The sequence below is a fragment of the Bradyrhizobium sp. HKCCYLRH3061 genome (genome assembly GCF_051168015.1).
Taxonomy (GTDB): Bacteria; Pseudomonadota; Alphaproteobacteria; order Rhizobiales; family Xanthobacteraceae; genus Bradyrhizobium.
On record NZ_JBNPUE010000007.1, the window covers coordinates 135498 to 150006 of the forward strand.

General features: G+C 60.3%; 17 protein-coding genes. 15 read left to right on the forward strand and 2 right to left on the reverse strand.

The window, feature by feature from the left end; translation table 11 throughout:
* Positions 1 to 5: 5 nt before the first annotated feature.
* From ACQR2C_RS14350 to ACQR2C_RS14420, 15 genes are all read left to right on the forward strand, one after another.
* Positions 6 to 140 (forward strand): hypothetical protein, encoded by a 135-nt coding sequence (locus tag ACQR2C_RS14350; protein ID WP_434881419.1) that lies wholly within the window; start codon positions 6 to 8, stop codon positions 138 to 140.
* Between the two features lie 103 nt (positions 141 to 243).
* A complete protein-coding gene (locus ACQR2C_RS14355) occupies positions 244 to 765 on the forward strand; it encodes a hypothetical protein (RefSeq protein ID WP_434881420.1) in 522 nt (173 codons plus the stop codon).
* A 484-nt stretch (positions 766 to 1249) separates the two neighbouring features.
* Positions 1250 to 1573: a DUF736 domain-containing protein gene (locus ACQR2C_RS14360; RefSeq protein ID WP_316234518.1), complete on the forward strand. Its 324-nt coding sequence runs from the start codon at positions 1250 to 1252 to the stop codon at positions 1571 to 1573.
* A gap of 329 nt (positions 1574 to 1902) precedes the next feature.
* Complete coding sequence (locus ACQR2C_RS14365) at positions 1903 to 2193, forward strand: XRE family transcriptional regulator (protein WP_316227985.1); 291 nt, start codon at positions 1903 to 1905, stop codon at positions 2191 to 2193.
* 71 nt (positions 2194 to 2264) lie between these two features.
* On the forward strand, positions 2265 to 2543 hold the full coding sequence (locus tag ACQR2C_RS14370) for a DNA -binding domain-containing protein (RefSeq protein WP_434881421.1): 279 nt from the start codon (positions 2265 to 2267) through the stop codon (positions 2541 to 2543).
* Positions 2544 to 2696: 153 nt separating this feature from the next.
* Positions 2697 to 2888 (forward strand): transcriptional regulator domain-containing protein, encoded by a 192-nt coding sequence (locus ACQR2C_RS14375; protein ID WP_434881422.1) that lies wholly within the window; start codon positions 2697 to 2699, stop codon positions 2886 to 2888.
* Between the two features lie 28 nt (positions 2889 to 2916).
* On the forward strand, positions 2917 to 3468 hold the full coding sequence (locus ACQR2C_RS14380) for a DUF2285 domain-containing protein (protein WP_434881423.1): 552 nt from the start codon (positions 2917 to 2919) through the stop codon (positions 3466 to 3468).
* Between the two features lie 135 nt (positions 3469 to 3603).
* On the forward strand, positions 3604 to 3885 hold the full coding sequence (locus tag ACQR2C_RS14385) for a helix-turn-helix transcriptional regulator (RefSeq protein ID WP_316234514.1): 282 nt from the start codon (positions 3604 to 3606) through the stop codon (positions 3883 to 3885).
* A 23-nt stretch (positions 3886 to 3908) separates the two neighbouring features.
* Entirely contained in the window at positions 3909 to 4790 is an 882-nt protein-coding gene (locus tag ACQR2C_RS14390) for a replication initiator protein A (RefSeq protein ID WP_434881499.1), read from the forward strand.
* A gap of 312 nt (positions 4791 to 5102) precedes the next feature.
* Positions 5103 to 5567 carry a DUF2840 domain-containing protein gene (locus ACQR2C_RS14395; RefSeq protein ID WP_434881424.1) on the forward strand — a complete coding sequence of 155 codons (465 nt, stop codon included), beginning with the start codon at positions 5103 to 5105 and terminating at the stop codon, positions 5565 to 5567.
* Positions 5564 to 6079, forward strand: coding sequence for a S26 family signal peptidase (locus ACQR2C_RS14400; protein ID WP_434881425.1), 516 nt, complete (start codon positions 5564 to 5566; stop codon positions 6077 to 6079). Before ACQR2C_RS14395 ends, ACQR2C_RS14400 begins: the two co-directional genes overlap by 4 nt.
* On the forward strand, positions 6076 to 6975 hold the full coding sequence (locus ACQR2C_RS14405) for a lytic transglycosylase domain-containing protein (RefSeq protein WP_434881426.1): 900 nt from the start codon (positions 6076 to 6078) through the stop codon (positions 6973 to 6975). The genes ACQR2C_RS14400 and ACQR2C_RS14405 overlap by 4 nt, the downstream gene beginning before the upstream one ends.
* Before the next feature lie 247 nt (positions 6976 to 7222).
* The gene (locus ACQR2C_RS14410) at positions 7223 to 8974 is read left to right on the forward strand and encodes a relaxase/mobilization nuclease domain-containing protein (RefSeq protein WP_434881427.1); all 1752 of its coding nucleotides are present in this window, start codon (positions 7223 to 7225) and stop codon (positions 8972 to 8974) included.
* Between the two features lie 75 nt (positions 8975 to 9049).
* Positions 9050 to 10096 carry an alpha/beta fold hydrolase gene (locus tag ACQR2C_RS14415; RefSeq protein WP_434881428.1) on the forward strand — a complete coding sequence of 349 codons (1047 nt, stop codon included), beginning with the start codon at positions 9050 to 9052 and terminating at the stop codon, positions 10094 to 10096.
* A gap of 35 nt (positions 10097 to 10131) precedes the next feature.
* Positions 10132 to 12084, forward strand: a complete 1953-nt coding sequence (locus tag ACQR2C_RS14420) for an MFS transporter (RefSeq protein ID WP_434881429.1) — start codon at positions 10132 to 10134, stop codon at positions 12082 to 12084.
* A 320-nt stretch (positions 12085 to 12404) separates the two neighbouring features.
* Here ACQR2C_RS14420 and ACQR2C_RS14425 read toward each other — a convergent pair whose 3' ends face one another.
* Positions 12405 to 13313 (reverse strand): polyprenyl synthetase family protein, encoded by a 909-nt coding sequence (locus tag ACQR2C_RS14425; protein WP_434881430.1) that lies wholly within the window; start codon positions 13311 to 13313, stop codon positions 12405 to 12407.
* Between the two features lie 95 nt (positions 13314 to 13408).
* A complete protein-coding gene (locus ACQR2C_RS14430) occupies positions 13409 to 14362 on the reverse strand; it encodes a hypothetical protein (protein ID WP_434881431.1) in 954 nt (317 codons plus the stop codon).
* Positions 14363 to 14509 lie beyond the last annotated feature (147 nt).

Genomic DNA, 14509 nt, shown 5'->3' on the forward strand with positions numbered 1-14509 from the left:
CGATAATGGAAAAGCCGGCCTTCTTGATTGCCATCTCGAAGGTCGGCGCCGGCGCCATGTCAGCGCCGCCGTTCAACGTCGGCCTCTACCGCGACAGCGACCGGGCTGCGCGTCTGCGCTTGTTCGTGCGCGAAACTTGATGCAAGGGATTCCAAAAAGGGGCGAGATCGGCTATCCCTAGGACCGCGCCATGGTGGTGGTGGAAGGCGCGACCCTGCAACCTTTGTCACGGGAGCCATCACCATGATCGTCATCGGCGTTCTTCTCAATATTGCTGGGCTCGGCCTATTCTGTTGGGCACTGTTCACGCTTGCCGTCTATGCGGTACCGTTTTTCGCTGGTGTCACAGTGGGGATCTATTCAATTCAAGTTGGAGCAGGACCGTTCGGCGCCATCGTCATTGGTTTTGCCGCTGCTGGGCTCACACTTGCCGCCGGTCAATACGCTTTCTCGGTCGCGCGCTCACCCTTTGTCCGCCTTGTCATTGGGCTGTTGTTTGCAGTTCCCGCGGCCCGCGCCGGCTACGATGTGACCCTCGCGTTTGCCCATCTCGGCGTGCCCTCTGAATGGTGGCGCGAGGCATTCGCCGTCTTTGGTGCCATCTCCGTCAGTTGTACCACCTGGGCGCGCATGTCGATCGCAGGGAAACCCGCTTTTCGAGACGTGGTGCTAAGCCGGCCCCACCTCAGCCACCGATGGGGCCAGCGGCCACGAGCAGGTGACTCAGAGGCTCCATCGTCCGTTCGTTTGGGATCGGCTGGGTAAGCGCTCTCTTCGGCATGATGGGGACCTTGTGGTCCCTCGCGCGCTTCGCTGGATCTCTACGGGAGCCTTTGACTCAGCGGTGACCCGACCCTGTGCGTGCGGCTTGGTCTATTTCGACGACACGGGTCGCCTTTCTTCACGCCAGGTTATCTCTTCCTTCGCCCGAAATGTCGGGCCTCTTGTTTAGGCCGATCGCCAGCTGGCACGTTTCCTAAATGCTGTTCAGCGCGCGCGAGCACCTGGCCTCTCATTGGCTCGATCTGGCCGAAGGCCGGCTACGCCTCGATCGCCTGAACCACAATGGCGGCGGTGAGACTTTCTTCCCCTGGGCTTTGCCCATTCCTCGCGAGGCAAGAAAGTCTCGCCGCCGCCATCCTCCGCTGCGCTGCGGCCCGAGTGGGTGCGGCGTCGATCGCCTTCGGCTTTCAGATCGCCATCGAGGCCGCGGTGGTCGCGGAGCTCGAAAACACCAAGGAAAAGTGACATGGCAAACATCGGCTCTTTCAAGAAATCCGGCCAGGAATTCCAGGGCGAGATCGTCACCCTGAGCCTCCAGACCAAGGGCGTCCGCATCGTCCCCGAGACAGACCGGACCAACGACAATGCGCCGAGCCACCGGGTCTACGTGGGTCGTGCTGAGATCGGAGCCGCGTGGCCCAAGCGCTCCAACGAGGGCCGCGATTATCTGTCGGTCAAGCTCGACGATCCGAGCTTCAATGCGCCGATCTACGCGAACCTCTTCGACGACGAAGGCGCCGAGACCTACACCCTGATCTGGTCCCGCAGCCGCAAGCCCAACGGCGATTGAGCCGGCCGAAGAAAGACGCCTCGCTCTCCGGAGCGGGGCGTTTTCGCGCGCGGGATGGTCCCGCCCGATCGAGAGGAGCAATCGCGATTTCGGCTTCCCGGCTTTTGCCAGGACGTGAACTCATTAGGCTTAACCAACCGCGTGTTCGCGAGCCGGCCTGACACCCATCCAGACGTCATGTGTCGACCGGACAGGGTGCGAATCAGCACCTCTCAAGCGACCGTTCCGAGCAACGACAACGCTGAAAAATCGCTGGTCTAGCGGCACAAGACGACTATTATGGTCGTATTAGTGGCGTTTAGCTCGCTACGGGCGGAGGTGATCCATGCATGATCACTTCCCGCCAGGTGCGGGCCGCACGCGCGCTTCTCGGTTGGACGCAAGAGATGCTCGCTGACAAGGCCCTGGTCGCACTAACGGCCCTCAAACGCCTGGAGTCCGAAAGTGGGCTCAAGGTGCGAGAGGACACGCGTGGTCAGGTGCATCGCGCACTCGAGAACGCGGGAATCGTATTTTTGGCCTCCGAACAGGGCGAAGGGGTGATGCTGGTGCGCAACCCCGGCGGTGCTCGTGGTGCATCGCGCCGTGGCAAGTTCGGACGGAATGTGGCAGCCTCTTGAAAGCATTTTGGTGATTGTCTGACGTGCCGCTCTTCGTTCGAAGACCCGTTTGAAGCCGCGCAGGATGCCCAATGCAGAAGCCGCCTCTCGATCCCCATGTCGAAGATTCGGCGCCGACCGACGCCGCGCTGACGGTGTACGATGAGCAGCACATCATCACGTACCTTCGTCTGCTCGACGCCGATGCGGCCAAAGCCGACTGGCGAAAGGTCGCCCGGATCGTGCTGCACATTGACCCTGATCGTGAACCTGGTCGTGCACGACAGGCTTTCGATAGCCACCTGGCGCGCGCGAAATGGATGACTGAGCATGGCTACCGACATCTACTGCGCGGCGGTGCGCTTAGTTAGAAAAATCAGCTTCGGGACGCCCTGTTCCCAGCACAAAACCTCCCTGAGGTTGTGATCCCCCTTCGCATCGCATGATGCGCACTGGGGGACTTCCCGCAACGGTTGATCGTCGGAATTATTGCATTGCAATCCTGCTCTTGGGGATGAGAAGCAATGCCCGTTTTCGATTGGGAGTCGCCGGAAACCTACAAACGTGCGCAAGAGGAGGCCGGAATCACCGGCTTTGCCTGGGAATGTCTGCGCCGCAATCCGCACTATCAGCGCGAGTACGGCGAGATCACCGGGCATGATGACGGTGTAACCGCCGGCTTCAGAAGGAGATGGGGCGTCTGCTTTCGCGGCTGACCCCGAAGGGTCCTTTCACGAACAAACCGTGTTCTGGGCGCCGGAGGCTTTGCCGACCGTCGTTCCTTTGACCCAGACGCTGCCGCCTTCGCTCGGCACGTCGGTGACGCTTGATCTGAACGCTCTCTCCGACCGCGAGATCCGGCAGGCGCCGGACGGCTGGCATGCGGTGCTGCGGATGCGTGGTGTCGAACATCGGTTTTGGCTGAAAGAGCCGCCGCTGACGACATCGGCCTATGTTGTCGAGCTGCCGCTGGACGATAATTTCGAGATGCGGGCACATGCAGCCCGCCGGCTATGGCGCGCGCTCAATGGCAAGCCGCCCGGCCCGCCATTCCACACTTTGTCGTCCCAGCGGCGTCAACGATTGGCGCTGGCTCTCCGCGCACTCGATGCGCGAATGGGCGGGAATACTTACCGCGTGATCGCGGAAGTCTTGTTCGGCACCAAACGCATTCCCGAGCACGACTGGAAAACCCACGATCTGCGCAATCGGACCATTCGGCTCGTGCAAAGCGGTTTTGCCCTGATGCGCGGTGGCTATCGCGAGCTGCTGCGGCAATCGCGTCGCAAGAAGTAGCTCATCGTTCCCAAGGGGTATCGAAAATCCACCCCCTGATCTTCGGCATCCCCCTTCGCGTGTCCGCTCCGCCATCGTGACCCCTGACGCGCCGCCGACCTTGCCGGCGCTCCACGACATCACGGAGCCTCTCAAATGCCCGATCCGAACGCCGGCTTGCCGCCTCGTTACCTGCGCACGCCCGAGGCTGCGCGATTCCTCAGCCTCTCAGGCCGGACGCTGGAGAAGCACCGGACCTACGGTACCGGCCCCGCTTATCGAAAACTCGGCGGACGTGTTGTCTACGCTCTGGAAGATCTGAAGGCTTGGGCAGACCGCGGGTCCAAGACCTCCACTTCCGATCCTGGGGCCGGCACCGTCTTGCCCGCCAAGCGGCATGCCGCTCCGCTCCCGTATGCCGGTCGAGCACGTCGCTGATGGCACGGGAGCGACCGATGCCGATGCGACGCGCGCGGACCTCGGAGCGCGAGCAGCTTGATCTGTTTCGCGCGCTTCCCGGCGATCTCGCAGCCCGCGATGCGCAGGACCTTATGGCCTATCCCTTCTTTTCGCTCGCCAAGTCCAAGCGCACCGTTCCGATCGACTTCCGCGCCGGCGAGATCACCATTCGTGTCGAAGCCGTTCCAGAGCATGGCATGGCGACTATTTGGGACGCCGACGTCCTGATCTGGGCTGCTTCCCAAATCGTCGAAGCTCGCGATGGCGGACTGAAGACGTCCCGCCTGATGGCGGCAACGCCGTACGAAATCCTGACCTTCGTCGGCCGCGGCACCAGCGCGCGCGACTACGACCGGCTCAAAGCCGCGCTCGACCGGCTGCAATCGACGACCGTCATGACCTCGATCCGCCAGCCGACCGAGCGCCGGAGGCACCGCTTCTCCTGGATCAACGAATGGAAGGAGACGGCCGACATGCACGGCCAGGCCCGCGGGCTCGAGCTAATTCTGCCGGACTGGTTCTACGCCGGCGTGCTGAACGAAGCGCTCGTGCTCACCATCGACCGGGCGTATTTCGATCTGACCGGCGGCTTGGAGCGTTGGCTGTATCGGCTCGTACGCAAGCACGGCGGTCGCCAGGAAGGCGGCTGGAGTTTTGACCTCATCCATCTTCACGGCAAGTCCGGCAGCCTCTCGCCGCTCAAACACTTCGCCTACGACCTCCGAGAGATCGTCCGCCGTCAGACGCTGCCCGGTTATCGGCTCGTCATCGAGCGCGACCTGCGCGGCGTCGAGCGCCTCAACTTCACGCCCATTCCTGTCGATCCGCTGGCGGCTGCTCTGCGCCGTCGCGGCCTCGCAACCGGATCTGGGGACAAGCTGTGAATCATCTCGTGCTATCAGGGACCGCGACTCGCGTGCTATCGGGGACCCGATCCTCGTGCTATCGGGGACCAAAATCGGTCGTAAGGTCCTGGCGATCAACATCTTTCCGCGCCCGTAACTTTACTAACCTAGAATCCTTCGGATTCTTTCTAACGGACCACCTGTTTTTCACCGCCGAGGATAACCGGAAGTCATTCGCGTCCAGCGTATCACCGCTGCGCTGTTCGACACGAATACCAGCGGTAAGACGACACACGCCGCAACTAATGGCGTTGAGGCTCGCCAATCCTTCTCTGCAGAAGGCGAGCCGTCATGAGTGATCTCACCCTTGTCGAACTCCTTTGGCTCGAGAAGCGCATCGAGAACTGGATACGCTTCGGCCACGCCGCCGGGGAACAGATTCTCGACAAGCGGCGGCGGATCCTGTCGTTTGCGCCGGGCAACATCTTTGCGTTTGTGCGCTGGGCTTCAAACGACTTCGGCACCGTTATCTCGCGCATCGACATTCTGCGCGCGGTTGCCCCCGGCCAGCGCTGCGCAACCGTGCCCTATGTGCGTCCCGGCGGCGACGTCCTTTTGCGGCTGTCCGGTTGGCCCAAGGTCGAACGCGTGCTGCAGATTGTCGATGCCGTCGAGGCGCTCGGCATCGATCCGGCCGACGCCGCGCCCGACTACTGGCACCACGTCCACAATCGTCTGTCCGTCAACGAAGTGCCGCGGCTTTACACGCTTGGGCGTCATCGGGCCTGGCTGCGTCGGCGGAGGGTTGCGCCGTGACCGGCCGCCTGGCGACGCTTTTGACGATGCTGGGCGCCGCCGTGGTCGTGGTGTCCACGATCGCGGCTAAACCCTCGCCTCGTTACATATGGAACGCGTCCGGAAGCGTGCCAATCGGTCTTTACCGATTGCGCCCCACCGGCAGACTAGCCGTCACCACGCTTGTCGTGGTGCAGTCGCCTGAACCTCTGGCGACATTCCTGGCAGATCGCAGCTATCTGCCGCGGGGCATTCCCCTGCTGAAGCGCGTGCTGGCGCTTCCTGGGCAGACAGTTTGCCGAGATCAACTCGCGATTACGGTCGACAAGATCGAGATCGGTACGGCGCGCGAGCATGACAGTAGCGGTCGACTGCTGCCCGTCTGGCAGGGCTGTCACGTCATCGCCGACGGCGAAATCTTCCTCATGAACTGGCAGTCCGCGGACTCTTTCGACGGGCGATATTTCGGTGTGCTGCCGACGAGCGCGATCCTCGGAACGGCGGAGCCTCTTTGGACCGGCGAGGAGGAATGACCTTGCCGCAAGACTGTAAATCTTCCGTCATTCCTTCGTTCGGTCAAACCACGGACCATTCCTCCTTTCCGGCCAAGACTTGCACGGCCGCCGCGCGCAGCGTCGGTCTAGGGCGGCGCGCCAGCGCTTCACCCTTGGCGGCCGCGAGCACGATGGCAGCCTTGCGATCTCTCGGGACGATGCTGTGCATCGTAGTGATCTTGGCAGCATCGATGCTGTCGGGCGGCGCGGCACACGCCTCGCAGGAGTCGTCGGCTAAACGGCGGCCGAACGATTTATCCGTCCGTCCCTTCGCGGCACTCGTTACCGAAGCGTCCAAACGTTTCGGTGTGCCGGAACATTGGATACGTGCGGTGATGCACGTCGAAAGCAGCGCAAGACAGCGCGCACGGTCATCCAAAGGCGCCATGGGCCTGATGCAGATCATGCCAAAGACCTGGACCGAATTGCGCGCTCGCTACGGTCTCGGAGCCGATCCGTATGATGTCAGGGACAACATCTTGGCCGGCGCTGCATACATCCGCGAACTCTACGATCGCTACAGCGCGCCCGGGTTTCTGGCTGCCTACAATGCGGGACCTGGACGTTACGAGCGTCATCTGGCGACAGGTCGACCGCTGCCGGATGAGACGCAAGCGTACGTCGCAACGCTCGCACCGATGATCAACCGTGCGCAGGACAACATGCCGACTGGTGCTGTTGCAAAGTCGTTTGCCTCGGCCAACTCTTCACTGTTCGCGGCGCGCGCCGCCGGCATCTCACCGAAAGGTAGCTCGTGGGCTGACAAGCGTCCAAACCGCTCGCCACGCGCCCACGGCATCGTCGACCTGTCGGCGCTCGTACCCCACTCTGGCAGCCTGTTCGTGCACGGGACCGGCGAGATGAGGTCACGATGATCGAAATCGCATTCCGTCGCAGGTTTTCGAAAGTTGTCGCGAGTCCGAGGGTAGCAACGGGGGAGCAGGGGAAGACCGACCGTGGATGGCAAGGGAAAAGGCCGGCCGTCGGTCCGGCCTATGTGGTTGGTCGTGCGGGAGATTTTGGTCACGGCAGCAATGGCCATTGCTGGCGCTGTCGATATTTTCTCAAAGGAAATCAAGGCTGCGAGCGCCATCGCCCCGTTATACAAGGCGGTTTTGCGCCATGACAACGCGCGATGATGATTTGCGCGTCCGGCCTGGACGGATCAACCACGGCAACCGTGGTGCCCGGCGTCCGCAGACATTCGTCGGCGAGGTCATGCGGGCCGCAAAGAGGGCGGGGCATGTTGGCGATAGCTTCCGATCAAGCCAGGGCAGGAGCCGCTCCCGGTTCGGCCGCGGCCGGCGTGCTGCGATCTCCATCCAGCTGCGGTCGAACTCCCGTCGCGTGGTGATGAAGGCGCGTGTCGTGCGTCACCAGGGCAGCCGCTTCCGCTCGGCGCCGCTCCCGAAGCACATCAAGTATCTGAAACGGGAGGGAGTTGCCCGAGACGGCGAAGATGCCCGGATGTTCGACGCGAATTCGGAAGTGGCCGACGAGCGCGCCTTCACTGAGCGCTGCAAGGATGACCGGCATCACTTTCGTTTCATAATTTCGCCGGAAGACGCCGCCGAGCTGGAGAACTTGCGCACGTTCACGCGTGAACTGCTTGATGATGTCGAGCGCGACCTCGGAACGAAGCTCGATTGGGTGGCGGTCGATCATTGGAATACCGACAATCCGCATGTCCACGTTCTGATCCGAGGACGTGCGGATGATGGCGAGGATCTCGTCATCAGCCGTGCCTATATCAGCCGTGGCTTCCGCGACCGCGCCGCTGAACGCGTCACCATGGAGCTCGGGCCGCGCAGCGAGCGGGAGATCCAGTCCGCGCTGGAGCGCGAAGTCGAAGCCGAACGCTGGACCAGCCTCGACCGCGCCTTGCGCAATATCGCGGACGAGGGTGCCGGGATTGCCGACCTCCGTCCTGGTGCGCCTGACTTGGATCCCGGGCTACGCCGGCTCCTGCTTGGCCGAGCCGACAAGCTTGAACGCCTGGGCTTGGCCGAACGGGTCGCCCCGGCTTGCTGGACGTTGAAGCCGGGCCTCGAGCCGACCCTGCGCGATCTCGGGATTCGCGGCGATATCATCAAGACCATGCACCGGGTCATGACCGGGGCCGGCCGCGAGCCCGATGTTGCAGCCTTTGCCCTCCATGGCGACGACCCCAGCGACCCCGTGCTCGGCCGCCTGGTGGAGCGTGGTTTGCACGACGAGTTGAAAGGTTCCGCCTATGCCATCGTTGAGGGGATCGATGGCAGGACGCACCATCTTCAATTCGCGGACCTTGAATTCGCCGGTGATGCCGCGCCTGGAGCGATCGTCGAGGCGCGCGCCTATGAGGACGCCCAGGGCCGGAAGAGGCTTTCGCTGGCGACCCGGTCGGACCTCACTCTTGCGCAGCAGATCAGGGCGCCGGGCGCGACGTGGTTGGATCGCCAGATTCTCGCGCGCGAGCCGGCCGTGATGGGAGGTGGTTTCGGGAACGAGGTCCGAGAGGCGATGGACCATCGCGCCGAGCATCTCACCGGTGAAGGGCTCGCCCGACGGCAGGGACAGCGCGTCGTGTTCGCACGGGATCTGCTCAATACATTGCGAGGCAGAGAGCTGAACGACGCGACCGGGAAGATTGTTGCTGAAACCGGACTCGTCTACCGCCCATCAGCGGAGGGCGACCACGTGGCCGGGATCTACCGGCAGCGGGTCACCTTGAGCTCAGGCCGGTTCGCGATGATCGACGATGGCCTCGGCTTCCAGCTCGTGCCCTGGCGCCCGGCGCTGGAACAGCAACTTGGTCGGCAAGTCTCAGGTGTCATGCTGCCGAGTGGCGGAGTCGATTGGAGTTTTGGTCGAAAGCGTGGGCTTGGACTCTGACGCGCCCAGTGAGGACGACAAGACATTGGGCCCTGCCGACTGCGATTGCTCCCTGCGCATCGGTGATTCCACGCCATGCTACGCAAAGACACGATCCCAAGGGCCGATCGATTGCAATGCGATCTGCTTTTCCGTTTCTGCATCCGGATGCGCGGTTGCGGATGGGGACGAGAAGCGATGCCATATGTCGAAGCTTACGGGGCGAAGCTCTATTTCGAGGAGAGTGGTCACGGTTATCCGATCATCTTCATCCATGAATTCGCATCGGACCTTCGTGGGTGGGAGAACCAGCTTCGCCATTTTTCCCGCGGTTACCGTTGCATTGCCTACAATGCCCGAGGCTACCCACCTAGTGATGTCCCCGAAGATGCATCTTTGTATCGCTGGCAGTTCGCCGTCGACGACATCGCCGCCGTGATGCGGGATCTCAAGATCGAATGCGCCCATTTGGTCGGCTTGAGCATGGGCGGATATGCGGCCTTGCAGTTTGGTCTACGCTATCCGGAAAAAGCCAGCGCGATTGTCGCAGCAAGCGTTGGATCTGGCTCTCATCTCTCTCAGCGAGAGGCCTGGTTGAGGGAAACGTCGGTTCTCGCGCGGATCTTTATCGAGCACGGAATGGTCTCGATGTCCGAGCGGATGGCACGCGGTCCGGCTCGCATTCAGCTCAAGTACAAGGACCAGAAGAGCTGGCGCGAATTCGTGGTTCGTCTGCGTCAACACTCCGCGCTCGGAATGTCGAACACGATGGCGCTTTGCCAAGCCTTGCGGCCATCATTGCATGATCTGCGCGATCAGTTCTTGGATATGAAGGTTCCGGTATTGCTCGCCGTCGGCGACGAGGACGTCCGCTGCCTCGAAACCAACCTGATGCTCAAATCGGCTCTTCCCAACGCAGGTCTGTGGATCTGCCCCAATACCGGCCACGCCATCAATCTGGAAGAGCCGCTCGCCTTCAATGCCCAAATCGAAAATTTCCTGGGCGCCGTCGAGCGTTGCAGCTGGCGTCGCGGATTTCCAGGAATTGAGCTGGCCTCTTGTCGACAGGCATGTTGGGACAATTCGTCCGCCGAAGTTCACGCCGAGACCGCTGATGCCAGCGAAATTTGTTTGCACGACTAACGACCCTCTAGTCGCTCTCAGACCAAGTCTCTCTCATGAAACCCAGAGTTGGCGTTTACCTCTCCGAGGGCATGGCTGCGCGGTTGGCAGAAGCGGCCAAAAATCCCCGTGCCACGAAATCGGCGGTCGTCGAAGCGGCCCTCGATCGTTACTTCGGCTCTGAAGGCGAAGTTGACGATACGGCAACTGTAGTGCGCCACCTCGCTGGATTGAGCCGCCAACTCGAGGAGCTCGATCGCAATCTCAGAATCGCGAACGAGACGGCTGCTCTTCACGCCCGGTTTCATCTTGCTGTGACCCCGCTGATGCCGGCGAGCGAGCAGAGGGCTGCCTGCGCGCTTGGGGCCGAGCGGTTTGAAGAATTTGCCGCGCAGGTTGGAAGGCGCGTCGATCTCGGAACTCCCCTCATTCGGGAGACGATCGATAGGATGAGCGCGACAAGGACGGCTCCTTTGACGGCTGATGAGGGAGACCCATCAGGAACGGAAGACAGGCTTTGCGAGCCGGTTGTTCAGGCGCCGAGCTTGGCTGACGGCGTGTCTGTTCCCATTGCTGCTGTCAGAGAGGACGCGGCAACGTTGGGCTTGCGGGCCGTCGAGGCGGCGCTGTTCCCTGATTCCGCCACCTGCCGTGCGATCGATGAAGGTGAGGGGGCGGTCCCACGACGACGGTCTCTACCAGCCTGGCTAACGGCACCGAGACAGGTGGCGAAGGATCCGGGGGAAAAGCGGTCGCTGATCCTGCGCATCTTCCTACCATTCGTCTTTGGCTACTACATCGCCTATCTGTTCCGGACCATCAATGCGGTGATGGCGGCTCCGCTGGCGACGGAATTGGGGCTCGGTGCCGACGATCTTGGCTTGCTCACGTCGGTTTACTTCGTGACCTTCGCTGCCGCGCAGATACCCATCGGTATCCTATTGGACCGATATGGGCCACGGCGGGTCCAGAGCGCGTTGTTGTTGATCGCCGCGGTCGGCTCTGCGCTGTTCGCCGTGTCGGACCATTTTTGGATGCTTCTGCTCGGTCGGGCATTGATCGGTCTGGGTGTTGCCTCTGCCATGACGGCGGGATTGAAAGCGCTCGTTCTCTGGTTTCCCGGGGATCGCGTCCCGCTCCTGAACGGCTTGATGGTGATGCTGGGCGCGCTGGGTGCGGTCACGGCGACCTTGCCGGCCGACCTGTTGCTCGACTGGATTGGTTGGCGTCAACTATTTGGTCTGCTCGCCGGGCTGACTGTCGCCAGTGCGGTCACGATTTATCTGATCGTGCCCGAGAGGACCGCAGTTCCGGGCGGCGCGGTCGCAGCCGGTTTGAAAGAGGTCTATGCCGATCCGCGATTCTGGCGCGTTGCGCCGCTCTCGGCATCCTGCATTGGAACGGCCTGGGCTCTCCAAGGGCTCTGGGCGGCGCAGTGGCTCAAGGACGTTGAGGGCCTCGATCGCGCCGGCGTGGTATTTCATTTGTTTGCGATGGCGGTCGCGCTCAGCCTGGGTGCCATTCTTCTTGGGGTCGCTGCCGATCGGCTGCGAAGGCGCGGTGTTGGACCGGAGCTGCTCCTTGGGCTGGTTGCGGCTGTGTTTATTGCAACTCAGTTCGCGTTGATCCTGCGCTTGCCGTTGCCGTCATATTTGCAGTGGGCCGTTGTAGCGGCGGTCGGCGCGGCTACGGTGCTGAGCTTTGCGATTTTGGCCGAGTATTTTCCGAAACAGATCGCCGGACGAGCGAACGGCGCGCTGAATCTGTTCCACATTGCCGCGGCCTTCGTTGTGCAATACGCGACCGGCGTTGTGCTTCAGTATTGGACGCCTCAAGCTGGACACTATCCCGAAATCGCCTATCGGACAGCCTTTGCTCTCAATCTTGCGCTCCAGGTCGTGGCTTGGATCTGGTTCATGCTTCCGCGAGCCCAATCCATTGGCGAGAAAGCGTCGCGCGCGAGCCGTGGTCGAATTTCGGACCCGGAAGGCGTTGCGGTCAGTCCCTGATCAGATCGTGCGCGACGATGTCGATTAGACCGGAGGACAGGAATTCCCAAACGCTGGTACATTTACAGGATTGTACAACAAAACTATAGCGGCCATCTCACGGAGGAAGAAGCCGTTTATGGCAGCACCTCAATGCTCCGCCGTACTGATTGGGCAGCTACAGCACTCGGATTGATCCGGAGGAGTGGAAGAAGGAATGCTCAAGACCGAAATGCGGTGCGACATGTCCACGTTGGCGTGTACTCTCCTGTCGGTTCGCCTCAACGAGGCGACGCATGTTGTCCATGTCTCGAATGGCCGTGACTATTCGCTTGCGATCACTATCTAGACCGGTGAACGAGGGCCTCCAAGAACTCGATCAAGAAGCCGGCACCCTCACCCGGAAGACTCTCGCGAATTTTCGCCTCTAATGCGACCCTTCTTCTTTGTATTTCCTCGCGAGCGCTGGTCGGGTCGGCAAAGAGACTCATGAATGTAAGTTTCTGAGCGCGATCCTTACGAACCGGCTTCCCGGTTTGGGTAGAATCGCCGGTTGCCTCTAATAAGTCATCTACCGCTTGAAACACAATTCCCATTTCGCTCCCAATATCGACGAGACCTCTGACCATTTCTTCGTCAGCACCCTGAGCTCCAAGGCCGGCTACACATGACAACCCAAATAACGCACCAGTCTTGCCAGAAAAAATAAACTGCATGGACTCTTGAGTCCTCTTAGGAACAGGCCAATTGGCCGACTCGATATCTGCCTCTTGCCCGGCATGTAGCTTATGCAACAGCTCTCGAAGCACCAGCGGCGGTATTCGAAGTTTTTCCTGAAGAAGACTGGTCCCTTCGATAAGTAGGACGCTGGCGGCGAGAAGACTCAGGTTAATGCCAAACTTACTATGTGTTGCTGGCTCGCCGCGCCTGATGTCATCTCCATCTTGGATATCATCAATGATGAGGGTGTAGGCATGGATGAGTTCAACAGCTGCGGCACAGTCGATTACTTCTTCAAGTGGCGTGCCACAACAGCGCGCGGTAAGAAGCGTCAATGCTGGTCGGAGTCTCTTGCCGCCGCCTCCAGCGAACGTCGCATGCTGAACAATGGATGACATCTGCTCAGCCGCTTCCCACGTCGGAAGTCGCTCAATTACCTTCGTTAGCGCTGAATCAATTATTGGCTTCGCGTTGTCTAAAAACTCAAACGGTGTCTTGGCTTGGCGAAGGCCATTTAGGTCGAGCTTCATACGTTCCCCGCGACTGATCAATCTCGTTTAGAATCAACCAAAAATTGCCGCTGCAATATCGTTCAGTGCCGATGGAGCTCACGAACGGCGGAGTCTTAAGGCCACCGAACGTGCAGCACAGGGGGTGCGTTGTCCAACGAAGCTCCGTTAACCTCAAGGGTCTTGATATACGCAGCGAGGTCCTGTCGCTTCTGTCCAAATTCTACCCACGAATAGCTGACGCAAATTTCCGAGCGAATCTTTTCTAGGTCGGTCTCGGGCGGGGGATAACTTTCGAAGAAGTTCTTGACCAAAGGATCGGCACCCTTATCGCTTTTGGAAATGTCCTTCTCGCCGAAAAACAAGAAGCCAAATACGGGTTGAACGGCATGATGTTTGCTGCGAATCAAGGCAGTGCCTATGCCTGCAATAAAGGGACGTTTCGCGGTCGGGCTGTTGACAACGAAAAATGTCGTTTCGGTCTTTTTGGGATCATTCTTCGCTATATCATGCATAACGACGTATAGGTGTGGCTCGGTCGCAAACAGAGTTCCTTTCCAGAGGCCATGCTTCGATATCATCCGGATGTCCATCGATCTCGCGTTAGGCGTGGCGGGGTAGATGTACGCAGCGGTGCTCCGAATTTCCGATGCAGCCTTGCCTGTTCGGTCGATTGGCGAGACATAATAGAATATCCATGGACCGGCCATTTTCGACGATAGGCCCCCGATGAGTTCTCCTTGAAGCCCATGCGGGTCGTTACTCTGAAAGACCGTCGGTAGTTCGTGCCGTAGTGCCAAGCTCGGAGGGATGTCGGATAGATCCAGCCTAAGTTTACGTCCCTCGATTAGCTTCTGAAGCGCTTCATATAGGCCCTCTATCTCTTCCGGAGGCAGGTGCCAGCCGCGCAAAATTGCGCTGATCTTGCCGCCATCAATGTCTCCGCTCCAGTACTTGTTGATTTCCACCGCCAATTCTTTCGCGGATAGCTTCTTCTTCCCCTTCTTTTTGAGCGCTTCCGTCAAATACATCAGGGCAAACGTTATTGTTTTGGCCTTTTCAAAGCTCACAGCTCAGCTCCGCCCGAAAACATTGCTGACATCGTGCCCTGCAAGTGGTGGTTGCGCCAGAAAATTCCTTTCAAAATCCAACTTGATTATAAAAATTTTCAAAAATACCGACGTTTGATGAATCAACGTAAAAAGAAGCACCATTTG

What these genes read in the sequence shown, in the direction of transcription:
- ACQR2C_RS14370 (WP_434881421.1), top strand. Translation starts at nt 2,265, where the DNA reads ATGCAGAAGCCGCCTCTCGATCCCCATGTCGAAGATTCGGCGCCGACC.
- ACQR2C_RS14420 (WP_434881429.1), top strand. Translation starts at nt 10,132, where the DNA reads ATGAAACCCAGAGTTGGCGTTTACCTCTCCGAGGGCATGGCTGCGCGG.
- ACQR2C_RS14350 (WP_434881419.1), top strand. Translation starts at nt 6, where the DNA reads ATGGAAAAGCCGGCCTTCTTGATTGCCATCTCGAAGGTCGGCGCCGGC.
- ACQR2C_RS14425 (WP_434881430.1), bottom strand. Translation starts at nt 13,313, where the DNA reads ATGAAGCTCGACCTAAATGGCCTTCGCCAAGCCAAGACACCGTTTGAG.
- ACQR2C_RS14385 (WP_316234514.1), top strand. Translation starts at nt 3,604, where the DNA reads ATGCCCGATCCGAACGCCGGCTTGCCGCCTCGTTACCTGCGCACGCCC.
- ACQR2C_RS14365 (WP_316227985.1), top strand. Translation starts at nt 1,903, where the DNA reads ATGATCACTTCCCGCCAGGTGCGGGCCGCACGCGCGCTTCTCGGTTGG.
- ACQR2C_RS14360 (WP_316234518.1), top strand. Translation starts at nt 1,250, where the DNA reads ATGGCAAACATCGGCTCTTTCAAGAAATCCGGCCAGGAATTCCAGGGC.
- ACQR2C_RS14405 (WP_434881426.1), top strand. Translation starts at nt 6,076, where the DNA reads ATGACCTTGCCGCAAGACTGTAAATCTTCCGTCATTCCTTCGTTCGGT.
- ACQR2C_RS14355 (WP_434881420.1), top strand. Translation starts at nt 244, where the DNA reads ATGATCGTCATCGGCGTTCTTCTCAATATTGCTGGGCTCGGCCTATTC.
- ACQR2C_RS14390 (WP_434881499.1), top strand. Translation starts at nt 3,909, where the DNA reads ATGCGACGCGCGCGGACCTCGGAGCGCGAGCAGCTTGATCTGTTTCGC.
- ACQR2C_RS14375 (WP_434881422.1), top strand. Translation starts at nt 2,697, where the DNA reads ATGCCCGTTTTCGATTGGGAGTCGCCGGAAACCTACAAACGTGCGCAA.
- ACQR2C_RS14410 (WP_434881427.1), top strand. Translation starts at nt 7,223, where the DNA reads ATGACAACGCGCGATGATGATTTGCGCGTCCGGCCTGGACGGATCAAC.
- ACQR2C_RS14415 (WP_434881428.1), top strand. Translation starts at nt 9,050, where the DNA reads ATGCTACGCAAAGACACGATCCCAAGGGCCGATCGATTGCAATGCGAT.
- ACQR2C_RS14395 (WP_434881424.1), top strand. Translation starts at nt 5,103, where the DNA reads ATGAGTGATCTCACCCTTGTCGAACTCCTTTGGCTCGAGAAGCGCATC.